Origin of the sequence: Aquimarina sp. U1-2 (assembly GCF_017897595.1) — a bacterium.
In the GTDB taxonomy this organism is placed as follows: Bacteria; Bacteroidota; Bacteroidia; order Flavobacteriales; family Flavobacteriaceae; genus Aquimarina.
Genome location: NZ_JAGKIK010000008.1, coordinates 155,583 through 174,241, shown reverse-complemented (window position 1 = coordinate 174,241; position 18,659 = coordinate 155,583). Strand labels below are relative to the sequence as shown.

Genomic DNA, 18,659 nt, shown 5'->3' with positions numbered 1-18,659 from the left:
TCTAAATGTAAAACAATGAAAACAACAATTTTAAAATTCGCAGGATTCGCAATCGCAATCCTATTTTTTGTCGCTTGTGATGGTGACGACGATGCAAATCTACCTAACCCAGATGGAGGTGGTGGAGAAGAACCCGTAACTTTTGCCGATTTTGAAGACGAGTGGGTAAGACTTTCGTTAATTCGAGATAGTAAAATAGAGGTAATGCAAGCCTCTAAAGAACAAATCATTGGATCTGTAGATACGGGTATACCACAAGGGGCACGCTACTATCCTACCAATTCAGGAAGGTACCTTACAGTAGTAAACTCTGGCGCGAACGAAGTCACGTTTTTTGATACCGGGGTGGTTAATCATACAGATCATGGCCATCAAAATCAGGTGCGTTGGTTGGATCGGACTGTGCAAGCGGCCGAACCTACGCACTTCACCAGCGTAAATGGTAATATAGTGATTTTTAATGACGGTGATGGGTCTATTACTTACGTAGAAGAGGACCGACTAAGATTACCGGAATCAGCATATAACCCAAAAACCATGCAACTAGAAAATACAGTAGCACATCACGGTGTAGGGATTGCATTAAACAATGGAAAATTTGCAGTAACCTTTCAAAGTGATAATCCTCTACCTGACTATGACTGGGGACCACAAATGGTTAAATATGTAACGAGTGACGGCGCTGTAATTGATGATAATAAGGGAGTTCTAGTAAAAGGAATCCATGGTAGTGCTAATAATGGTCGTTATGGAGCTTTTGGTTCTACAGAGGGTGTAATTATCGTTGATGAACAAGATAATATTGATTTAATACCCAATATTGATGGTCTTAGTGCTGAAAGATTCTTCTGGATTGCAAATTTAAAAAGCCACGAAAATAGCAAGCTATTTTATGGTAGAGCAAATAATCTTGGTATTTATACCATAGATCCTGAACAAAAAAGCATGTCCCTATTATACGAAGGAGAAGATGTGAAGAATAATATGTTCAGTTTTCATGGAGAATATTATTTAATACATACTAATGATAACAGGATTAGGGTATATGATGCAAATACTAGTAACCTGATTGCTGAGCGTATTGTGGAGATGGCCAATATTCCAGATTCTCCGATAACTAGTGCTAAGTATGCAAATTCAGAAATTACAAAATTAAAACAACAAGAGCAAGAAAGTCCTGTATTGGTTTGCTCTGATAAGTATTTGTATGTACTAGCACCCAATCGAACAGATATTAAAGTACTTTCGATAACCGATTTAAAACACGTACATACTATTAAACTTGAAAGTCCAGTGCAAAGTATTGCTAAAAATGGTTTTTCTACAGTAGGTGAACCTAATCCGGATCATAATCATTAATAATTAGTTCATTTCATACCAATTACTAAACTCATCCTAACCCTATTATCTTAGATGTTTAAGAATAAAAGGTTAGGATGAGTGTTTTTAAGAACATAGCGAAATGTATATAAAATTGCTAAGCGACACTCATTTATTGCTAATGAGGAAGTGTGCATCATAGAATATTTAGATATTTACATTTAAACACGTATAGATTAAAGGCATATGCAAAGAAATAAGACCACTATTTTGGGTATCGTAGGCTGCGGACCTCGTGGTCTTGCTGCGCTCGAATTATTTGTTAAGCATGCTATAGAATATTCTTCTTCAGCATCGTTTAAAATTCTAATATTTGAAAAATCTGAATATCTCGGTGCCGGACAAGTATGGCATCTAGAACAGCCCGATGCAAATTGGCTCAATATCGATCATGAATCACTTAAAACTTTACCGGGTAGAGAAGAGTTACAACATGACGAATTTGTAATACCGGCTTTTCCTGGTTTTAATGAGTGGAAAAAACAAAAAGATTCTGGTACAGATCAAGATGAAGATCGATACAAGTTCTACTATCGTTCTGTCATGGGGAGCTATTTGTATCAAAGGTGTATTTCTATAGTTAAGGTTCTTGAAGCCTACGGTTTCGCTTGTATATTTTATACCGAAGTTATTCAACTGATTCAAAAAGATACTCAAATTATCATCATCGATAAATTAGCGCAAAAATACGAGGTAGACGAATGCCTGTTAACTATAGGTCATCAATCCACACAGCCCTCTGCGCAAATTATAAAATGGAAGCAAAAAGCGGAAGAAAATCAACTTCGGCTAGAACTTAATCCTTATGATCTTGAATTGAAATCCAGGTTAGGCAATTGCACCAAATTAGCCATTCGAGGTTTTGGTTTGGCGGCGATAGATCTTATACGACTTTTTATTACCGAAGAAGATGGTGTTTTTAACAAAAACGAAGACTCTATTTTTCTCACTTTTATTCCCAAAACAAAAAGTAAAAAAAGTATAATTCCTTTTTCATTAGATGGGTTACCACCTGTTCCCAAACCTTTAGGTGCCTTGGTCGATGCCAAGTTTGATCCTGGTACCAAAGTTATCAAGAATTTCGAAAATGAGGTAACTTCCTGTATAAAGGATCCCGAAAGGATTAATTCATCTTTGTTTCTTATAGAATTGGTAGCCAAAATTGTTTCTACTAATTTTTTTAAATCTCCTAAAGGTTTCCAAGCTCATGATCTGGATCAACGACAGCTTCAAAAAGTTGTAATAGCCTGGTTGCAGGATATGACTTTTAAGCATCCGCTTATATTAGATACCACTCAACCCATAAACGAGTACATGAAAATAATATCACAAATGGCTTTTGGGCACCTACCGGCATCTCTGGATTACACGATTGGTCAGGTGTGGCGTCATTTACAACCTTCATTATATAAAATCTTATCGCATTCGGCATTAGACAACGAAGTGATAGAAGAGATTATCCAACTTGATGAGCGTACCAAACGCTATTCATACGGTCCCCCAGTAACGTCCATTTTACAAATAATTGCCTTGGCAGATCAGAATATAATAAATCTGCACTTTACCAAAGACCCTACCATAGCGGCACAAAAATCGGGATGGCAGTTACAAAATAAAAAGGAAGAAAATATAACGGCAGATGTGCTTATTGATAGTGTATTAGACGCACCCAAACTCAAAAATATAAATTCTGAACTTATCAAAAATTTGCTTCATGATGATCTATTGCAACCGGTAACTAATGATTTAGGAGTAGAGACCTATGAAGATGGAGTTATCAAGTATGTTAATAATAGTCATAAAAGTACAATTTGTATGTTGGGGAGAAACTGCAAAGGTAGTGTTATTGGGGTCGACGCGATTTTAGAATGCTTTGGTCAAAGAATTGAACAATGGGCGAGAGCGTGCTCGTCTAGAATGTTTGATCATAAGTAACAAGAGTCAAAGGTTACATGTAAAATGTAAAATGTAAAACGAAAAGTACATCTTATCAAACGGAATGTTTTGTTATTAATTGTCCGTAATTAAAATAATGTCATCTCCTGTCACACTGGACTTGTTTCAGCATCTCATAAAGACATAGGTAGTCAATACCTTATGGATTGAGACCCTGAAACAAGTTCAGGGTGACGCATAGATTATGAGTCTTAACGTATATTCATTTTTGTTATCAAGCATTTTGTAATACTGCCTAAGCGTTTTGTAGTACTACCCAAGCATTTTGTAACGTTACTCAAGCATTTTGTAATATTACCCAAGCGTTTTGTAACACTACGCAAGTGTTTTGTAACATTACCCAATCGTTTTGTAACGCTGCGCAAGCGTTTTGTAGCCCTGCAAAAGTATTTGTAATACTGCTTTAGTATTTTGTTGTAAGAACACTATATTTTTGTCCGGGTTAAGGCAATTATTTAAAATTTAAATCAGTTCATTAATAATGTTATCAAGCTAATGATGTATTCGTAAAGGTTATACATTTCTTATACTGTTTTCTCGATGATAGGGCGTTAACCGCTTTATAAGTATCAAATCAAAATCATGATGTTGAGAACAGCATTCTAACTGAAAAAATTGTTTGTGTTATACGCAAAATAGAATTTTATGAATAGATTTTTGGTAAGTTCTTTGCCTATTCCAAAAGTGATAGCTGATTTGGCAAGAAATATGGAGGTATCCTATTTTTTAGACTGTGATTATATTGTATTAGACATACCTGAAAAGTATGGCGAAGGATTTATCAAAGGGATGGATTTTGGTAATGGTCTGGGTATTATCGCATATGACTGTAAGTTTAAAGAAGATACGCAAATCGACTTTGTGCTAGATAGGGTGCATCCACTAAAATTTCTATGTTGTGCCGGGGGTACCTTCATACATCAATTCTCTAATGAAAATATCGACCACCAATTACAAGTTTTTGATAATGCTATTGTAGCAAGTAGTCATCAAAATGGCCATGTGCTCAAATTTTCGGCTAATGAAAGAATTCAACTCAATAGTCTCGAAATTAATCGAATCAAATACATCAAATATATAGAATGCTACTTAAAGGGGTTTAATAAAGATATTATCAAACTTTTTCAGGATATTCGAGGGGTAAGTACTTTTTTTCATCAAGGCTATTATAGCTATAAATCGTATAAAATTTTTTATGAATTAGTTCATCATCAAAAAGAAGACCTTTTGAGAAGGTTATTTTATGAATCTTGTGCTAATGAAGTGTTATTCGAACAAATCATACAATTTGAAGATGATGTGTTACCCGAAGATAAAATGAAGTTATTTCGTTCTAAAGATTTACAGGCTATTGAAAATGCCGCCAAATACATACGAAAAAATATTAGCTCTAAATTTAATATTAAAGATTTAGCGAAAATCGTAGGGATCAACGAGAATAAACTGCAAAAAGGATTTCAAGAATTATACGACCAGTCGGTAAACGCCTATGTTACTCATGTAAGATTAGAGATTATTACGAATCTATTACTCAATACAGATCTCAATATATCAGAAATCAGCTATAAGGTAGGTATTTCAAGTATTTCATATGTATCTAAGATTTTTCGTAATCAATATGGTATTTCTCCTTCAGAATACAGAGATTTGCATTCAGAGAATAGATAAAATCGTTTTACAACAGTATTGCCAGAGCTTTATACATCAAAATGAGTAGCTGCTAATCCTAAGTTTTGGTGCGAGATCTAAGCAAAAGGTTGATCTTCGACAAAGCAATCTGCTATCAACTCACGAGACGGTGTTTTTTTAATCTTTATAGTATCCGTATTGCTTTCTTTCCATTCAATAAAGTTTCGACGGTTAAACTCTTGTAGGTGATTGGTCATGGGCCAACATTTCCATTTAGAATTAAAATGATTGGAATTGGCTACAATAGCGTATAAATGATTAAAAGGAGGTCTAAAAAAGCTATGTTGTTGGTGATATACTATAAAAGGAGTAAGATAAAACGGAATATTCCATTGTCTAGCGGTAAAGGCAAAATCGGTATCTTCGGCACCATATCCTTGGTATGCTTCATCAAATCCACCTAGCTCAAAAAATAATGATGTAGTTATGAAAAAGCACAAACTCCAAAACATCCCATAATCCTTACATTTTTCTATAGTTGAAACTTTTGGACGTAAAGGATGCGATATACTATGTTCTTGTAATGATTTCTCTATTACTTCGCAGTTTTTTTTCAGGTATTTGGGATAGCCCATATACAGAGCGCGTTGTAGGGGAAGTGTTTCTTTTATATGCTGAATAAAATGTTCGCAAGGAATACAGTCAACATCAAGGAAGACGAGGTTTTCGTACGATGCATTTTGTGCTCCCAGGTTTCTGGCTCTGGCGATTGGTAATTGTTGAGTATCGAATGTATCCAGATGTACATATGTAATGACTAGCGAATTGATTTGTATGTATCGTCTACTTTCTGTAATATCAACAATGACGATTTCTTCGGGTATGCAAGTTCCTTGCGTGATACCTTTTAAAAGATTTTCTAAATGTTTTTCTCTATTATAATGGATGATAATGACCGACAGTTTGTTTTTCATTAATATATGATCTAATAATGTGATGTTTAGAAAGACTTTCTGACTTTCCAAATAAATTTTTGAGATTTTTGTTGCTGTTTAGGTTAAGTAGTGCCGCTATAGTGCCGGGGATATCGTTAGGGTTTAATCGAATTGCGAGTTTTTCTCTAACTAGATTACGACATAAAATTTTCTGCTCATCAAATGGTCTATCTTCAGGAACAGCAATAAACTTGTTTTTAATCGCCAGAATTTCTGATGTCAAGTTCATTCCGCAAGAGGCGATAACCACATCGCAAGAGGTTAGATAATGTTCGATATTGCGTTGTACTCCCAGGTATTGAATCGTTTCGGTAGATGCTATGCCTTGTATCGGTCCGATTACTGTAACTTTAATTCTTGCAGAGCTTTCAGCAATTTTTTGTATCATTTCCTGGTGTATTGACGTTCCGCCGTGACCGGTAATTATAAGTACTTTAAGTCGTTTAGGAAGATCCTTCCATGATCGATGTTTAGCATGCCGATACTTATATCTAGAAGTAAAACCAAGATAGATAGTTTTATCTACGATCCATTTTGGGGTATTGCTACATTCTAATTGTTTGGGATAGTAGGCAAATAAAAATTCTGCCGCTTTGTAGGCAATAGTATGCGGTTGATCTGTTCTATTGCCAATCATTCTGCAATACCCATAAGGTATAGCCGATAACCTAAATAAGGCTGCTACTTCGACACTTACATCAATCAAAGCCAGTTTTGTATTCATGGTGATGATACTATCTAGAATTCTTTTGTTTCTGTATGCAATTTTAGGTAAAGATTTGGGCAAGTAATGTGCGTATGCAGGTAGATTATGTTTTGAGGTATAATACTCGTCTGGTAATGTATCTTCATTTTCGATTTTCAAAACATCAATTTCTTTTGAAAAGCTAAAATGAGATGAAGTAATTACGTAAGAATGCGTTTTCAAGCTTTTTACAAATTGATTCGCGAAATTAGAGTGTCCGTTTCCGTGATAATGTGCGTAGTAAGCTATCATGCGACCAATGTTTTATTGAGTACATACATATATAACTTTTCATAATGATCTACCATGGTATAGTGCGAACAAAAATCAACTGCTCGTATTCTGCAATGCTTACGTTTTAAATTTGCACAGCTATCGACAGCACTTTCAAAAGATTTTTGATCATTAAGCTGAAATAAGCTTCCGCATGTGGTGTCCAAAATTTCGGAAGCTGCACCAACTGCATTGGCAATAACGGGTACCCCACAGGCCAGAGCCTCGGCAATTACCAAACCATAAGGCTCGTTCCATGTACTTGAAAATATAGCGGCCTTTGCATTTTTAACCACAACATTTAATTCTGTTTGACATAGATGACCCAGGTATTCAAAGTTTTCGTTGGTTTCGATAAGTGGTAGTACTTTTTTTGTAAAATATGTGGTGTCACCTACCGGACCGGCAATTTTCAGTTTTAAATTTGCTTCTATACAATGTGTAATGGCTTCGGTTACTCCTTTTTCAGGACAAATTCGACCCGACCAGACATAATAGTCCTCGTGAGATTTTAATTGATATTGCCACTTATCTACATCGATTCCGTTATAAATGGTATCCACCTCTGGAAGTAATTCTTTATAGGTATTGGCCAAACTCTTACTCACAGCGGTAAAGCATTGATTCACACTGGGTAGAATACTTTGTAAACCTAACGATAAGTTTTTAAAGATGGGTGTATGAAAAGTTGTGATAAAAGGTACGCGTGATTGATTACCTAGGATGATAGACAAGTAATGCAAAGAATGATTATGGATAATGTCGAAATCTTTTGAAAGAAATTCAGTTAAGGATCGTGTAACGTTACGAATATTATCAAATATTTGGTCTCCGGGAGTGTTATCATCTGTTTCAACTCCTACACATTGATAATTTATACTTTTGGCATCAATGTTAGATTCTTTAAGACATAGAACGGTGACATGGTGATTTCTTGCTGTAAGTTCTTTAACCAATAAATGTGTTATCATTTCTAATCCTCCTTGAAAAGGCTCTGCGATTGGATGAGCGTCGTGTGCAATAATACCGATATTCATAATAATTGTGGTTTCAAAATATAGTTATAAGACTGTTTTAATTCTGTTATTAGTGTAAGTTTGGAGATCATGATAAGGGTAGCAAAAAATATGTACATACAAGCTAATCCTGTATACTCATAATAATACAGTATTGTAGCAATTAAAGACATATAGGTGGGGAGTAAATATATTGTAACATCGAAGGTGGATCGTTTTAAAAATTTATTGGTTCTTTTAAATGGTTTTTGCCTATTGAACACATAGGATAGCCAATAAAATGAACCGATATCTACCGAGCTAAGATGAATAAGAAACCCTTTTATACAAGACCATACATTGTACTTACAGGATTTCAATAAAATAGCAAGCTGAATTGTGATATGAAGTAGAATATTTGAGATAGCCAATGTAGAAATTAGTGTGATATCTACACCTAATATGGCCAGTAACGGATTAACAATAAGTAATACTATAAATGTATAAGCAAGAAGGTTGAGCCAAACGGTTAATAGCGTACCTAGCTTTAGTTTTTCTTTAAAAGGTAATTTCCCTTTACGAAACAAAAGTATATAGGTCTGGAAATTACCAAAAACCCAGCGTTGATACTGTTTAAAATAATCATCTACGGTCGTTGGCATCAATCCGTTCCCTATTTTTACATTAGAATATGAGATTTTCATGCCCTCATTCAGGATGTTTACACCAAAGTGTGCATCTTCAGTGATCGTATCAGTAGGCCATTTTCCCATCACTTCGAATACAGACGCCTTCATAATTGATAACGTACCTGTTAATAAGCACATTTTGTCTACTTTTTTACTCGATAAATAGTATGAGAAATAGTGATCATAACACGTTTTTAGACCACGCGTTTTATCGCCAGAATTTCGATAGGATTGTGGAAATTGTAAGACATCTACTTTTTTACTCTGTATCCCTTTTACTGCAATGTTTAATGCGTCTGGTATTAATTCATAGTCGGCATCTACAACCATTATATATTCAGCTTTTGAAGAGGTAAGCTGTAAAGCGATATTAAGAGCCCCCGCTTTATAACCATACACTTTGCTATAGTGATAAAATTTAACGTGTCGTCCCTGTGATACGCAAAAGTCTTTTAGGGGTTTCCAAACGTTTTTATTAGTGGTATTGTTGGATAAGACTATCAATTCGAAATTTTCATACCTACCTGCCAAGATGCTTTTGATCGTTTTTATAACAAGCTCTGGCGGTTCATTACACGTTGGGAGATGAATGCTAATAAGAGGTTCATTAGTACAATCGATCTTCGGAAATTTCAAATCAATAGCTTTAATAAAAAATAAGCGACTGATACCCATGATAAGAATGGTCAAGGAATTAAGAATTAAAAAAAAACTTACTAGAATGGGGATAAAATCAATAAAAGCAGGGCTTATTTTTTCGATACTTAAAATGAACATAGTGCGTAATTTTCCCCGAATGTAGAGATCCAATACAAAAAACTTGTACTCTAAAAAGTCTCAAATTACACCGATTAAATTCTAGAATCAATACTGTTATATAAAAACGCAATAGTGTTAGAATATCATGATAAAGTCAAAATAGCACATCATATATGAGAACATTTTTTTATAATATTTTTAATGTTTAACCTGTTTTAAGTTAAAAAAATAGTAAATATTTAATTTTTACTAATTAGAACAACATTTTTATCAATAAAACACGTTTTCCGTTCTCAGGCATTTTATTTTTATGTACTAATTTTATACATATTAAATAGTTCTTAAAAGCCTTACATATGAAAAAGATTATAAGTAAAAAAACACCACCTCTTTATATGTCTAGAATTCCAAAAAAATGGAGTTTGATCAAAAATGACTTTATTAATACATATGAAATTTTACAAAATGACGCGTCTTTACTTCAGCTTTCTGATCCTAACTTGATGACAACGTCGATCGCAAAGAAAACGAATCGAAGTCAGAACGATGTATGTATGGAAATTTTGAATTGGGAACTACGCTCTATAAAATAGTGGCGAAACGAATCAAATGATGTTGAAGGCTAATGAATGCTCAAATTTTTGATAGGTTGTACGATCAATCGTGTAAATTATATACTATAGGTAAGGCAATAGATACCCACGGTTTTTCATCTAAATTTAAGTTGCTTAAGTTGAAGCTCATGTATTATGGGGAAACTATAGTACAGAAATTACGAAATTATGTTTATGCGCCAGACAAAGATATTGAAACTGTGTGCTTACCTGTACTAAATTCTTCAAAAACAATCACGAGGCCAGAACGTAATATTTCTGATGCTATTACTGAAATTATACAAGATCTCAACCGTATCATTACGCAGTATGTCGTTCCGTCGTCAATCTGTAAAATAGTAATCAAATTGACCAAAATATGCTGTATACATTTACATATTGATATACCAAAGTCGTTATTGAACAATTAAACCCGAATTATGTATTAGAATTTCGTAACGAGGGTTGAAATACCTTCAAAAACAAGTGTTTTCTCGATTTTAGCATAGCACCGCTATGGTGAAATTGAAAAATACAGCGCAGCGTTTGTTTTTGAAGGTATTTCAAGCCGTAATAGATTTTATAATGCATAATCCGGGTTAAAATTAATCACAAGACGAATTCATAATAAAAGCCATCAACTTGTAAAAATTGATGGCTTTCTTCTAGGGTAATTTAGAGTAAGGATTAATGTAAGTTCTCTAAGCTATTGTTTTCGTTGATATCGTTTTGAATAGTTTCTCTTTGGCGAGAAAGCAAAGCTCTTAAGTTTTCAGGAATTGTATTTTCTTTAAGAACGTCATCATACTCTTCAACAGCAGCTTTGTCTCCTTTAATTGATTCTTCTAACATAGATTCGGCATCATCTGCACTAAACAAGGCTTTTACATCCATCCATGCTCTATGCATAGATCCTGTAAAGCTTCCATCAACATCAAAATCGTCATACGCATTAGCCATTTCGGTTTTTAATTCTGTGTTAAATCGAGATCTCTCAGTAGCTTTTCTATCAAAATAACGCTTTAGGTTATCGTGATCTGTATTTTCTGAAGCTTTTTTGTATCCTTTTTCCGCATCAATATTCTTTTCAAGAATTTCTTTCAATTCATCTAAAATTTCTTCTTTTACATCATTCATGTCGTATAATTTTTTTGTTAATAATATGAGTTAAAGATACTATTGAGATATGGTACAGTTTAGTTCTTTTGAACACAGGATTTGCTCATTTAATAGGTGATGTACCAGTTTAATAATAGATTAACAGAAATAAGGAAAATTTAAGAAATCGCAGGTATAGAAATCGAGTATCCGCTATACATCATAAAATTAACTTTAATGTCGGGTCGATCGCAGTCGAGACCTGGTTTTAAGCTCGTTGGATTTATTAACCTCTCGACTGCGCTCGAGGAGACATTGCGATATGATTGATTACAGATATTTATAGTATAAAGTATTGTAATTCTGGATAAAGCACAGTTACTATTTTTAATTGACCTCTTACACTATTAGCAAGTAATTTATAAAACTGGTTTCAATGTTTTATAAGGATAGTTACCTAATTTGTGCATGCTTATAGTAGTCAAAAACGCCCGCTGGGGGCGTTGAAGCAAATTATCTATACAATTAGAAATTTGGTATATAACTTATTGGGTATAATTTAACGTGATAAATTTAAGCTAATACAGGGGTGAAGTTAAATTAATCTATTTGTGTTCGATAACACTTTTCGTGAAATTTATAACACTATTGCCTCGTAACAAACACATTATATTAAAAGACCCTATTATATATATCGTTAATTATTTTTAATGAACTCATCTTGACCATTCCTATCGGTCGGTCCTGCTTTAATCACAAAAGTCAAGATGAGTTTAATCTATAATTCGTTAAATAGAGCAAAAAAGCTAAACAATTCTTAAGAAATACATCAAATTGTAGTACATTTAAGCGGGTATATATGAAAACGTGAACAAAGAACTTTCCATAAGAGATTTTGAAGTTCGAGATATCGTAATTGACACCGCTAATGGTCTTGAAACGGATTACAGTGAAACCTTTAATGTGATTTCTACTATTATTCCGGAACATATTGGCAGCGGTTATTTAACCGGTACTTCGTTTGCTAATGGTATTGGGGTCATAGAAGCGTCTTACGAATTGAAAAACGATTTAGTATTTCAATTAAAAAAAGGGGTTATCCATCCTCTTAAATTTGTATTTAATCTTGGTGACCCTATTCAGCATTCATTTAGCGAATCAGGAGAAAAGACTACTATTCTACAATATGAAAACTTGATTGTATCCAGTAACAGTGTTGATAGTCACGTATTTCACATTCCGAAGGATAAAAAAATCAGTTTATTTAGTGTAGAAATTAATAGAAGACAATTTGATTCTCGCGTAGAACAATTTGCAGGTACATTGGATCAAAGCCTGATAGAATTATTCAGAGATGTAAATAGTGTACATTTATTTCATTACAAAGCCGGGTATAGCCTTGCTATTGCCGATATTATTCAAGAATATAAGGATAGTAAACTCAACGGTTTTGTAAAATCCCTTTACAAAGAGGCTAAAGTTAATGAGATTTTGTATCATCAGTTATTACAATATCTTGACGATCGTAACAAAGGAGCCAATAAAATTATTAGAACGGCTGATTTAAAAACTATTAGCGAAGCTTCAGAATATATAAAGGAGAATCTTTCAGAACAAATAACAATTGATGATTTATCGAGACGTTTTGCTATCTCTAAACAAAAATTACAATCAGGATTTCGAAGACAATACAAATTATCTGTTCACGAATATGTTCAAAAACTAAGACTTGAGCGATTGGCATATTTACTTGAAAACTCTGATCTCAATATTACCGAAATTGGGTATGAATTGGGTATTTCTAGCAAAAGTTATTTGTCTAAAATCTTTAAAGATCGTTATGGTGTGACTCCCAGAGTTTATAGAGAGCGAAAAAAATCAAATACCTATTAATTTTTATGTGTTGATCTTATATAGAATGAAGCGGCATTTTTGAGAAATTCAAAATCAAGTGTTTTTAATTGTTGACGTTTTTTATCATCGGCTTCCATCATGATTAGTTTTTCGGTTTGAAGTTCAAGTACGTCTAGCGCTTTAAGTACTTCAAGTTCCATATGATCCTGACTTGATCGTTCCAAAAGATGTGTTCGTAATTCTGTTAACACCTTGCCTAATCTTTGTTTTAAAATAGTATAATTATCCTTAATAATTACGTCTTTTGCTCCTTCGTAAAGTAAGTTTGAGATTAATTGTTGCTGCTTTAATGCTCCCGAAATAATAACGCAAGGTATGGTGGAGCATGAATTCTTCAATTCGACAAGTACATCTGAGGCATTAAACTTTCTTAAATTATAATCTGCCAAAATGATGTCTACAGCTTCTTGCTGAATAACAAACGTAATTTCTTTTAAATCTGTGGATATTTCTACTTGCGCTAACGGAAAGTTTTTCAAAACAATCCTACGAATTAATTCAATATCAGTTTTATTGTCTTCTATTATCAATATTCTGATGGGGAGATTGTCTTTTTCGATATTGAAAGTTTGTATCTCTTTCATACGTTTAACTATTTTTAATTGTTTGAAAACGAAATAATTTAAAATTGAGAACGTATGTAAGCGCTACGCTCTCACATTAAAAATTTTAAATCTTGCGCGCCACCTGGCTTGTTCGCTAAAAAAGTTTACTAAACATTTTTTTAACGCTCCACCCGGTAAAGTAATTTTTAAAATTTATTAACGTAAGTTTCATCACTAGATATTTTGATTGGCATTGCCAAAGGGTTTCATACTCCATAAGCTTGCCTTGACATTAGATTTCACTTTTTCACGAATGCCTCGTTGACTTACCCCGAGGTGGTTCACTCAACAACTGTTTCGAATATACAAAAATTCGTTTCTATTGCCAATGGTGATTATATTATTAGAAAACAAAAGCATCAAGTATTTTTGTTACGTATTGAATATCATAGATTCATCTTGTGTGTTTGAGTCCTTTTTTAATCAGAAAAAGTTAAAATGTGCCATTTTTCCTACATAATTTAGATACCACAATAAACACTAATCACACTTGCAAAAACATGAAACATTTAATTAGACTATTCAGGAAAAGAAACAGCAGGCAATCTTTTGTACATATGGAAAGTTGTATTGGCTTAAAGCGCTATGAAGACCAGTATGGTAATCATTTATTTATTTAGGGATACTTTTGTGGTATCGTCATAGTGCAATTAGTATTGTTTTAAAATACCTCTGAACATTTTTATGTATCGTTCTACGATATATTTAAAATAGTATGTAGTACTGACTGAAATTTTTTATACTGAAAATTTGAAATTGTTCTACTAGGTATTTAAAAAAGTAAAATTTCATCTAGAGATCTACAAGTACCGCAAAGCTAACATGAATATTTCCGGTCATGGAGTCCACTATCAATTCACGTTCTCGATTTGTGCCATCACAAGTATTTTTGTTGCACAGATAAGAGCCACCGGCTAAGCGAATTTGATCATTATGTTCGGGCTTGGTGATTTCCCACACATTACCAATAAAATTAGTACCTTTTGACGGTAAGATGCTGTCATAAAATACGTTAATGCGTCTTTGATCTTTTAGCGCCAAATCCCAATATTGCTGATACGTAGGTAGTTTTACTTTGGCCCAATGGCAATAAGCAACAGCATCATTGTAGCTTACCTGGGTTACAGGGTTTTCGGGTCTTGCCTTATGAATACCATCTGGTTTTCTCCATGTAGCATTTGGTACCGTTTTAAAATCAAAAACAGTGGTTTGTACAATAGACCATCCAAATTTTTCGGCATCGGTTACATAGTTTGTTTCATTAATAAATTTTTCAAAATGAGCTACTGTTACCGATCTAAGTTCCTTTTCACGGGTACATGACAAAAAAACAAATACAAAACCGAATAGTACTACTGTTTTGAGTAAATAGCGTATTCTAATCATTAGGGATAACTAAGTTTACAATGTGATCCTGTTCACCAAATTTTATTGAACTACTTTGTCTGGTTTTATTGGCACCGCCAAAGGGTATCATACTCCTGAGGCTTGCCTCGATGTGGTTTACTATAACCGTATGGCAAAATAAGAATAGTTTTTATGAATCCCACAACTTCTTAAAAGATCAGCATTATTTTTTTATTCGATAATTGAGATATATACTGCTTGGCTTGCTTCATCATAAAATTAATTTTTTAAATAGCATCTTAAAAATTAATACCAAAAGACACCTCTAACCCTATGTCACTAGTATAGATTTCAGAGTTCTGAAATTGCTGAAAAAACTCCACTCCCAGTACCAGACCATATGCTTTCCAAGGAATGATCTTTATACCTTGACTAGAGCTCACACCAACTAGAAATTTATAAATATCCCTATCAGTTTCAAGTCTTCTTTTAACTTCCAAGCCTATTGGAATATTTACACCTACAGCACCGTACACACCAGGAAATATTTTTTTATACCCAAAAATACCTGGTCGTATGACTGTTGCATCTACAAATTCGAAACCTTCTTTTCTGGCAAAGTCCTCTTTAACATCATACAACTCAATATTGATTTCAAAAGGGATGATAAATCCTTTATCACGATCCAAAAATCCAGTATACCCTACAGCCCATCCTTCATGATAAGTACTGGTTACTATCTGCCTGTATTCTACAATATTGTACCACTTATTTAGTTCGTTGTCTTTTCCTTCGTCAAAATTAGATGTATCAAAATGTAAAGCATCGTCTTTCTGTTCTGCATTCTGATATTCGACGAATGCTAAAATGGCATACTCAAGGGCTGCTCTCAATCTTTTTTCATGGGTGAGATAGACATCTTTTATGGTTTTTGCGAATCCAAAGATGTTTGCAGCAAATATTTGATCCTCATTTCGCTGTATACGGTACAGTTCCTTCAATCTTCCGTTTTTCATTTCGCAAAAAGAGAGGTCTACTGCAGCTCTAGAGATAACCTCTTCGGTATTTCGACGGGTTTCCTGGACATTTAAATCATGAATCCTGATGTAAATGGACGTAGTGCCTAATTCTTTTTTGAATGATAGATTCATAAATTTTTCAACCGCAGCGACACCATTAGGTTTTAATTGAAGTATAACCTTTTCACCATTTAAATTATTATGAAGGCCTAGATTTTTTTCTTTACGATCATCTATGACCCTTTCTATATGAAATGAACTTGTATGTGTGTTAAATGTTTTTGTCTGCAATTCAATAAAATCTTGTGCACCGAGATACCATGAAAAAAGCAAAGAAAATAATAGAAATACCTGTCTCATCTTTTGGTTACTTTTGGCTAGCATAATAGTGTACTTCAGTATAACGATAAAAATCTGCATCAAAAATGACTACCAGTGTTCTTTTTCCTAACCATTTAATTCTAAGCTTGTCGATCTCGTCGGTAGTATACTTTAATTCTACGTATGCTCCGTTGGTATTCACCATCCAGCTACCAGAGTACAATTCGCCTTCTAGCATGGCATTAAAAGTCATATCCCCCTTCAGTTCAATAAAATCGTTTACCTCATTAGCTTCTGGTTCGTAGTATTCTCCTTCCTCATAATACTTCTCTAATCTCCAAGTTTTTAATAATGCCGTTTTGGAAACATTTTGGGCGACCATTAGGTGAGAGAATGGTACAAGTCCTAGAAAGAATAAGAGTCTAAAAATGATGCTTGATGTTTTCATACGTTTAAATCTTTTTAATTGTTTGGAAACGAAATAATTAAAAAATTGAGAACGTATGTAAGCGCTACGCTCTCACATTAAAAATTTTAAACATTCCCTTTTGTGAAGTAATTTTTAAAATTTATTAATGCTCGTTTCATCAGTTTATAATTTTGTTTTAGTTCGCTTTCCCCAAAGGGAAGTTCATACTGATCAACGTTAAAGTACGAAGGCATAATTATTGTGAAAGTGATTGTTCTAAGTGTATTGATTTGCCTAAAGAATCGAGTACTGTAATCCTTGGAGTATCTAAGCTATCTACGTAAACTTTAATTCGTTGACGTCCTTTTGAGTCGTATAGAAACAAACCGACATTTTTAGACGCTTCGCGACCTAGAAACATACGATATACATTAATGGTAGCATCAACCTTAGCTTTCCAACGGGTATACACTTCTTGTTTTTCTTTACCATCAAGGCCCTTTGAATCTTCCTTGTAATCTTTCCAGGCATCTTCCATTTTAATGCTGTCGTGTCTTTCTCTTAAAAACATACCATACCAGCGTTTCCAGTCATCACCATCTTTATATTCGTCTTTCATTATCGCAAGAATTTGGTCGTTCTTTTGTTGATCAAAAGTGATACCGGCAAAACTTTCATCGTCGGTGCCATCGTAATATATACCGCCTACCTCATCACCAACTCTATTAAAAAAAATAAGACCAGGTAAATCTCGTTTTGAGTTTGGAAAGTGAGGAACGCCGTGAGTGGTAGCTAGAGCTTGTTGTTCAGGATTACTTATAGCAATGTATAGATTTCCATCTGGTCCTACGATACTCAACCGTTCTGCTTTTAATTCCTCGTGAATTTTCTGAGGCTTTACGTGTTGATAACCTAAATAGGCTATTACAGCCAATAAAAGCATAGTATTGATACTTAAAAGTGATTTTTTCATTTCGTTTTTTTACTCATATTGCTATTAATTAAAAAAAATTACGGTCTCGAGCATCCCATTGAGCTTACTACTAAGAGTGGTACATATATGATTTTAAATTTCCTCATCTAGCACTTTCTAATAAGTGGGTATTTAAAGTATCTCGAAAGGAATTGGTATCGCGTCCTATCCATAATAGATGGCCCCATTTATTTTCAAAAAGAAAGAGTTGGCAATCTTTAATATGATATTTAGCATGCATAGCCATTTCTACATCAACAGATGCATCATGAACACTATGAAAAATTAATGTGGGTATTTTTACTTGCGTTAAAATTTTGGCCCGAAGATGCTGATCTATATCGTTTATAAAACCTTGTTTAGATCGTTGTAGGCACAACATATCTCTCAACGCTTTGATCTCAAACTTTGTTAGTTTTTGATGTTTGAGTAAAGAAAACTCCTTAAAAAAGGAGTGTGCTAGTGTTTTGGGAAATAATTTAGCTGTTAGTCGTACAATCCACCAGGTAACTACCTCAATTTTAGGATAGAAAAAAACTCGAGCTATCCTGTATTTGGGGTTATCCTTTTGCATCCAGCGTTTGGTAATTGCAGAGATTAGTAGTAGTCGTTTTACGCTTTCAAATTTAATGGCAGCAAAGGCTATAGCTGTTAAACCACCAGCTGATATTCCTATTACAATAACACTTTTTATCATTAAAAACTCTAGTAAAGAGCTGAGAAGTTCAGCGGCTTGCTCAGGCTTTTTATAAGTAGACAAAGGAGTGTTACCATACCCTGGTCGCGATGGGATAATCAAATTATATTTATTTAAATCAATACCAAAACCCGCTATGGGCATATTGCAGTCTGCATGTCCCCCATGAAGAAAAAGAATTGGTTGTCCTTTTCCCACTTTTTTATACTCAATTTTACCTAAGTTGGTTTCAACTACCTGTATCATTTTTTCTGAAATCCCA

At 33.9% G+C, this 18,659-nt stretch carries 17 protein-coding genes; 6 read left to right on the top strand and 11 right to left on the bottom strand.

Annotated features, from left to right (window positions below; all coding sequences use genetic code 11):
• Positions 1-15 precede the first annotated feature (15 nt).
• The 3 genes from J8281_RS12105 to J8281_RS12095 all read left to right on the top strand — a co-directional run bounded on the left by J8281_RS12105 (position 16) and on the right by J8281_RS12095 (position 5,004).
• Positions 16-1,359, top strand: a complete 1,344-nt coding sequence (locus J8281_RS12105; protein ID WP_210197894.1) for a hypothetical protein — start codon at positions 16-18, stop codon at positions 1,357-1,359.
• A gap of 207 nt (positions 1,360-1,566) precedes the next feature.
• On the top strand, positions 1,567-3,315 hold the full coding sequence (locus tag J8281_RS12100) for an FAD/NAD(P)-binding protein (protein WP_210197893.1): 1,749 nt from the start codon (positions 1,567-1,569) through the stop codon (positions 3,313-3,315).
• Positions 3,316-3,981: 666 nt separating this feature from the next.
• Positions 3,982-5,004, top strand: a complete 1,023-nt coding sequence (locus J8281_RS12095) for an AraC family transcriptional regulator (protein WP_210197892.1) — start codon at positions 3,982-3,984, stop codon at positions 5,002-5,004.
• A 77-nt stretch (positions 5,005-5,081) separates the two neighbouring features.
• Here J8281_RS12095 and J8281_RS12090 read toward each other — a convergent pair whose 3' ends face one another.
• The 4 genes from J8281_RS12090 to J8281_RS12075 are packed head-to-tail and all read right to left on the bottom strand — an operon-like array spanning position 5,082 to position 9,439.
• A complete protein-coding gene (locus J8281_RS12090) occupies positions 5,082-5,939 on the bottom strand; it encodes a glycosyltransferase family 2 protein (protein WP_210197891.1) in 858 nt (285 codons plus the stop codon).
• On the bottom strand, positions 5,902-6,957 hold the full coding sequence (locus J8281_RS12085; RefSeq protein ID WP_210197890.1) for a hypothetical protein: 1,056 nt from the start codon (positions 6,955-6,957) through the stop codon (positions 5,902-5,904). Before J8281_RS12085 ends, J8281_RS12090 begins: the two co-directional genes overlap by 38 nt.
• Positions 6,954-8,015: a glycosyltransferase gene (locus J8281_RS12080; protein ID WP_210197889.1), complete on the bottom strand. Its 1,062-nt coding sequence runs from the start codon at positions 8,013-8,015 to the stop codon at positions 6,954-6,956. Before J8281_RS12080 ends, J8281_RS12085 begins: the two co-directional genes overlap by 4 nt.
• A complete protein-coding gene (locus J8281_RS12075) occupies positions 8,012-9,439 on the bottom strand; it encodes a glycosyltransferase family 2 protein (RefSeq protein WP_210197888.1) in 1,428 nt (475 codons plus the stop codon). Before J8281_RS12075 ends, J8281_RS12080 begins: the two co-directional genes overlap by 4 nt.
• 338 nt (positions 9,440-9,777) lie before the next feature.
• Between J8281_RS12075 and J8281_RS12070 the strand changes: the two genes are divergently transcribed.
• Together J8281_RS12070 and J8281_RS12065 are read left to right on the top strand one after the other, a co-directional pair.
• A complete protein-coding gene (locus J8281_RS12070; RefSeq protein ID WP_210197887.1) occupies positions 9,778-10,014 on the top strand; it encodes a hypothetical protein in 237 nt (78 codons plus the stop codon).
• A gap of 32 nt (positions 10,015-10,046) precedes the next feature.
• Positions 10,047-10,445 (top strand): hypothetical protein, encoded by a 399-nt coding sequence (locus J8281_RS12065; RefSeq protein ID WP_210197886.1) that lies wholly within the window; start codon positions 10,047-10,049, stop codon positions 10,443-10,445.
• A 256-nt stretch (positions 10,446-10,701) separates the two neighbouring features.
• Here the strand turns inward: J8281_RS12065 and J8281_RS12060 are convergent, their stop codons facing one another.
• Positions 10,702-11,151, bottom strand: a complete 450-nt coding sequence (locus J8281_RS12060; protein ID WP_210197885.1) for a PA2169 family four-helix-bundle protein — start codon at positions 11,149-11,151, stop codon at positions 10,702-10,704.
• Between the two features lie 828 nt (positions 11,152-11,979).
• On the opposite strand from J8281_RS12060, the gene J8281_RS19970 reads away from it, so the two are divergent.
• The gene (locus J8281_RS19970; RefSeq protein WP_210197884.1) at positions 11,980-13,005 is read left to right on the top strand and encodes an AraC family transcriptional regulator; all 1,026 of its coding nucleotides are present in this window, start codon (positions 11,980-11,982) and stop codon (positions 13,003-13,005) included.
• Here the strand turns inward: J8281_RS19970 and J8281_RS12050 are convergent.
• From J8281_RS12050 to J8281_RS12025, 6 genes are all read right to left on the bottom strand, one after another.
• Entirely contained in the window at positions 13,002-13,610 is a 609-nt protein-coding gene (locus J8281_RS12050; RefSeq protein ID WP_210197883.1) for a response regulator, read from the bottom strand. The two genes, J8281_RS19970 and J8281_RS12050, sit on opposite strands and share 4 nt — an antisense overlap.
• 813 nt (positions 13,611-14,423) lie before the next feature.
• Positions 14,424-15,017 carry an SUMF1/EgtB/PvdO family nonheme iron enzyme gene (locus J8281_RS12045; protein ID WP_210197882.1) on the bottom strand — a complete coding sequence of 198 codons (594 nt, stop codon included), beginning with the start codon at positions 15,015-15,017 and terminating at the stop codon, positions 14,424-14,426.
• A 260-nt stretch (positions 15,018-15,277) separates the two neighbouring features.
• Positions 15,278-16,357 carry a hypothetical protein gene (locus tag J8281_RS12040; protein WP_210197881.1) on the bottom strand — a complete coding sequence of 360 codons (1,080 nt, stop codon included), beginning with the start codon at positions 16,355-16,357 and terminating at the stop codon, positions 15,278-15,280.
• 7 nt (positions 16,358-16,364) lie between these two features.
• The gene (locus tag J8281_RS12035; RefSeq protein WP_210197880.1) at positions 16,365-16,766 is read right to left on the bottom strand and encodes a hypothetical protein; all 402 of its coding nucleotides are present in this window, start codon (positions 16,764-16,766) and stop codon (positions 16,365-16,367) included.
• 217 nt (positions 16,767-16,983) lie between these two features.
• Positions 16,984-17,700 carry a hypothetical protein gene (locus J8281_RS12030; RefSeq protein WP_210197879.1) on the bottom strand — a complete coding sequence of 239 codons (717 nt, stop codon included), beginning with the start codon at positions 17,698-17,700 and terminating at the stop codon, positions 16,984-16,986.
• Between the two features lie 103 nt (positions 17,701-17,803).
• Complete coding sequence (locus tag J8281_RS12025) at positions 17,804-18,643, bottom strand: alpha/beta fold hydrolase (protein WP_210197878.1); 840 nt, start codon at positions 18,641-18,643, stop codon at positions 17,804-17,806.
• Positions 18,644-18,659: the final 16 nt, after the last annotated feature.

Coding starts and splice junctions, on each gene's coding strand:
- J8281_RS12035 (WP_210197880.1), bottom strand. CDS start 16,766: ATGAAAACATCAAGCATCATTTTTAGACTCTTATTCTTTCTAGGACTT.
- J8281_RS12030 (WP_210197879.1), bottom strand. CDS start 17,700: ATGAAAAAATCACTTTTAAGTATCAATACTATGCTTTTATTGGCTGTA.
- J8281_RS12045 (WP_210197882.1), bottom strand. CDS start 15,017: ATGATTAGAATACGCTATTTACTCAAAACAGTAGTACTATTCGGTTTT.
- J8281_RS12050 (WP_210197883.1), bottom strand. CDS start 13,610: ATGAAAGAGATACAAACTTTCAATATCGAAAAAGACAATCTCCCCATC.
- J8281_RS12065 (WP_210197886.1), top strand. CDS start 10,047: ATGAATGCTCAAATTTTTGATAGGTTGTACGATCAATCGTGTAAATTA.
- J8281_RS12075 (WP_210197888.1), bottom strand. CDS start 9,439: ATGTTCATTTTAAGTATCGAAAAAATAAGCCCTGCTTTTATTGATTTT.
- J8281_RS12070 (WP_210197887.1), top strand. CDS start 9,778: ATGAAAAAGATTATAAGTAAAAAAACACCACCTCTTTATATGTCTAGA.
- J8281_RS12060 (WP_210197885.1), bottom strand. CDS start 11,151: ATGAATGATGTAAAAGAAGAAATTTTAGATGAATTGAAAGAAATTCTT.
- J8281_RS12105 (WP_210197894.1), top strand. CDS start 16: ATGAAAACAACAATTTTAAAATTCGCAGGATTCGCAATCGCAATCCTA.
- J8281_RS12080 (WP_210197889.1), bottom strand. CDS start 8,015: ATGAATATCGGTATTATTGCACACGACGCTCATCCAATCGCAGAGCCT.
- J8281_RS12090 (WP_210197891.1), bottom strand. CDS start 5,939: ATGAAAAACAAACTGTCGGTCATTATCATCCATTATAATAGAGAAAAA.
- J8281_RS12100 (WP_210197893.1), top strand. CDS start 1,567: ATGCAAAGAAATAAGACCACTATTTTGGGTATCGTAGGCTGCGGACCT.
- J8281_RS12095 (WP_210197892.1), top strand. CDS start 3,982: ATGAATAGATTTTTGGTAAGTTCTTTGCCTATTCCAAAAGTGATAGCT.
- J8281_RS12040 (WP_210197881.1), bottom strand. CDS start 16,357: ATGAGACAGGTATTTCTATTATTTTCTTTGCTTTTTTCATGGTATCTC.
- J8281_RS12025 (WP_210197878.1), bottom strand. CDS start 18,643: ATGATACAGGTAGTTGAAACCAACTTAGGTAAAATTGAGTATAAAAAA.
- J8281_RS12085 (WP_210197890.1), bottom strand. CDS start 6,957: ATGATAGCTTACTACGCACATTATCACGGAAACGGACACTCTAATTTC.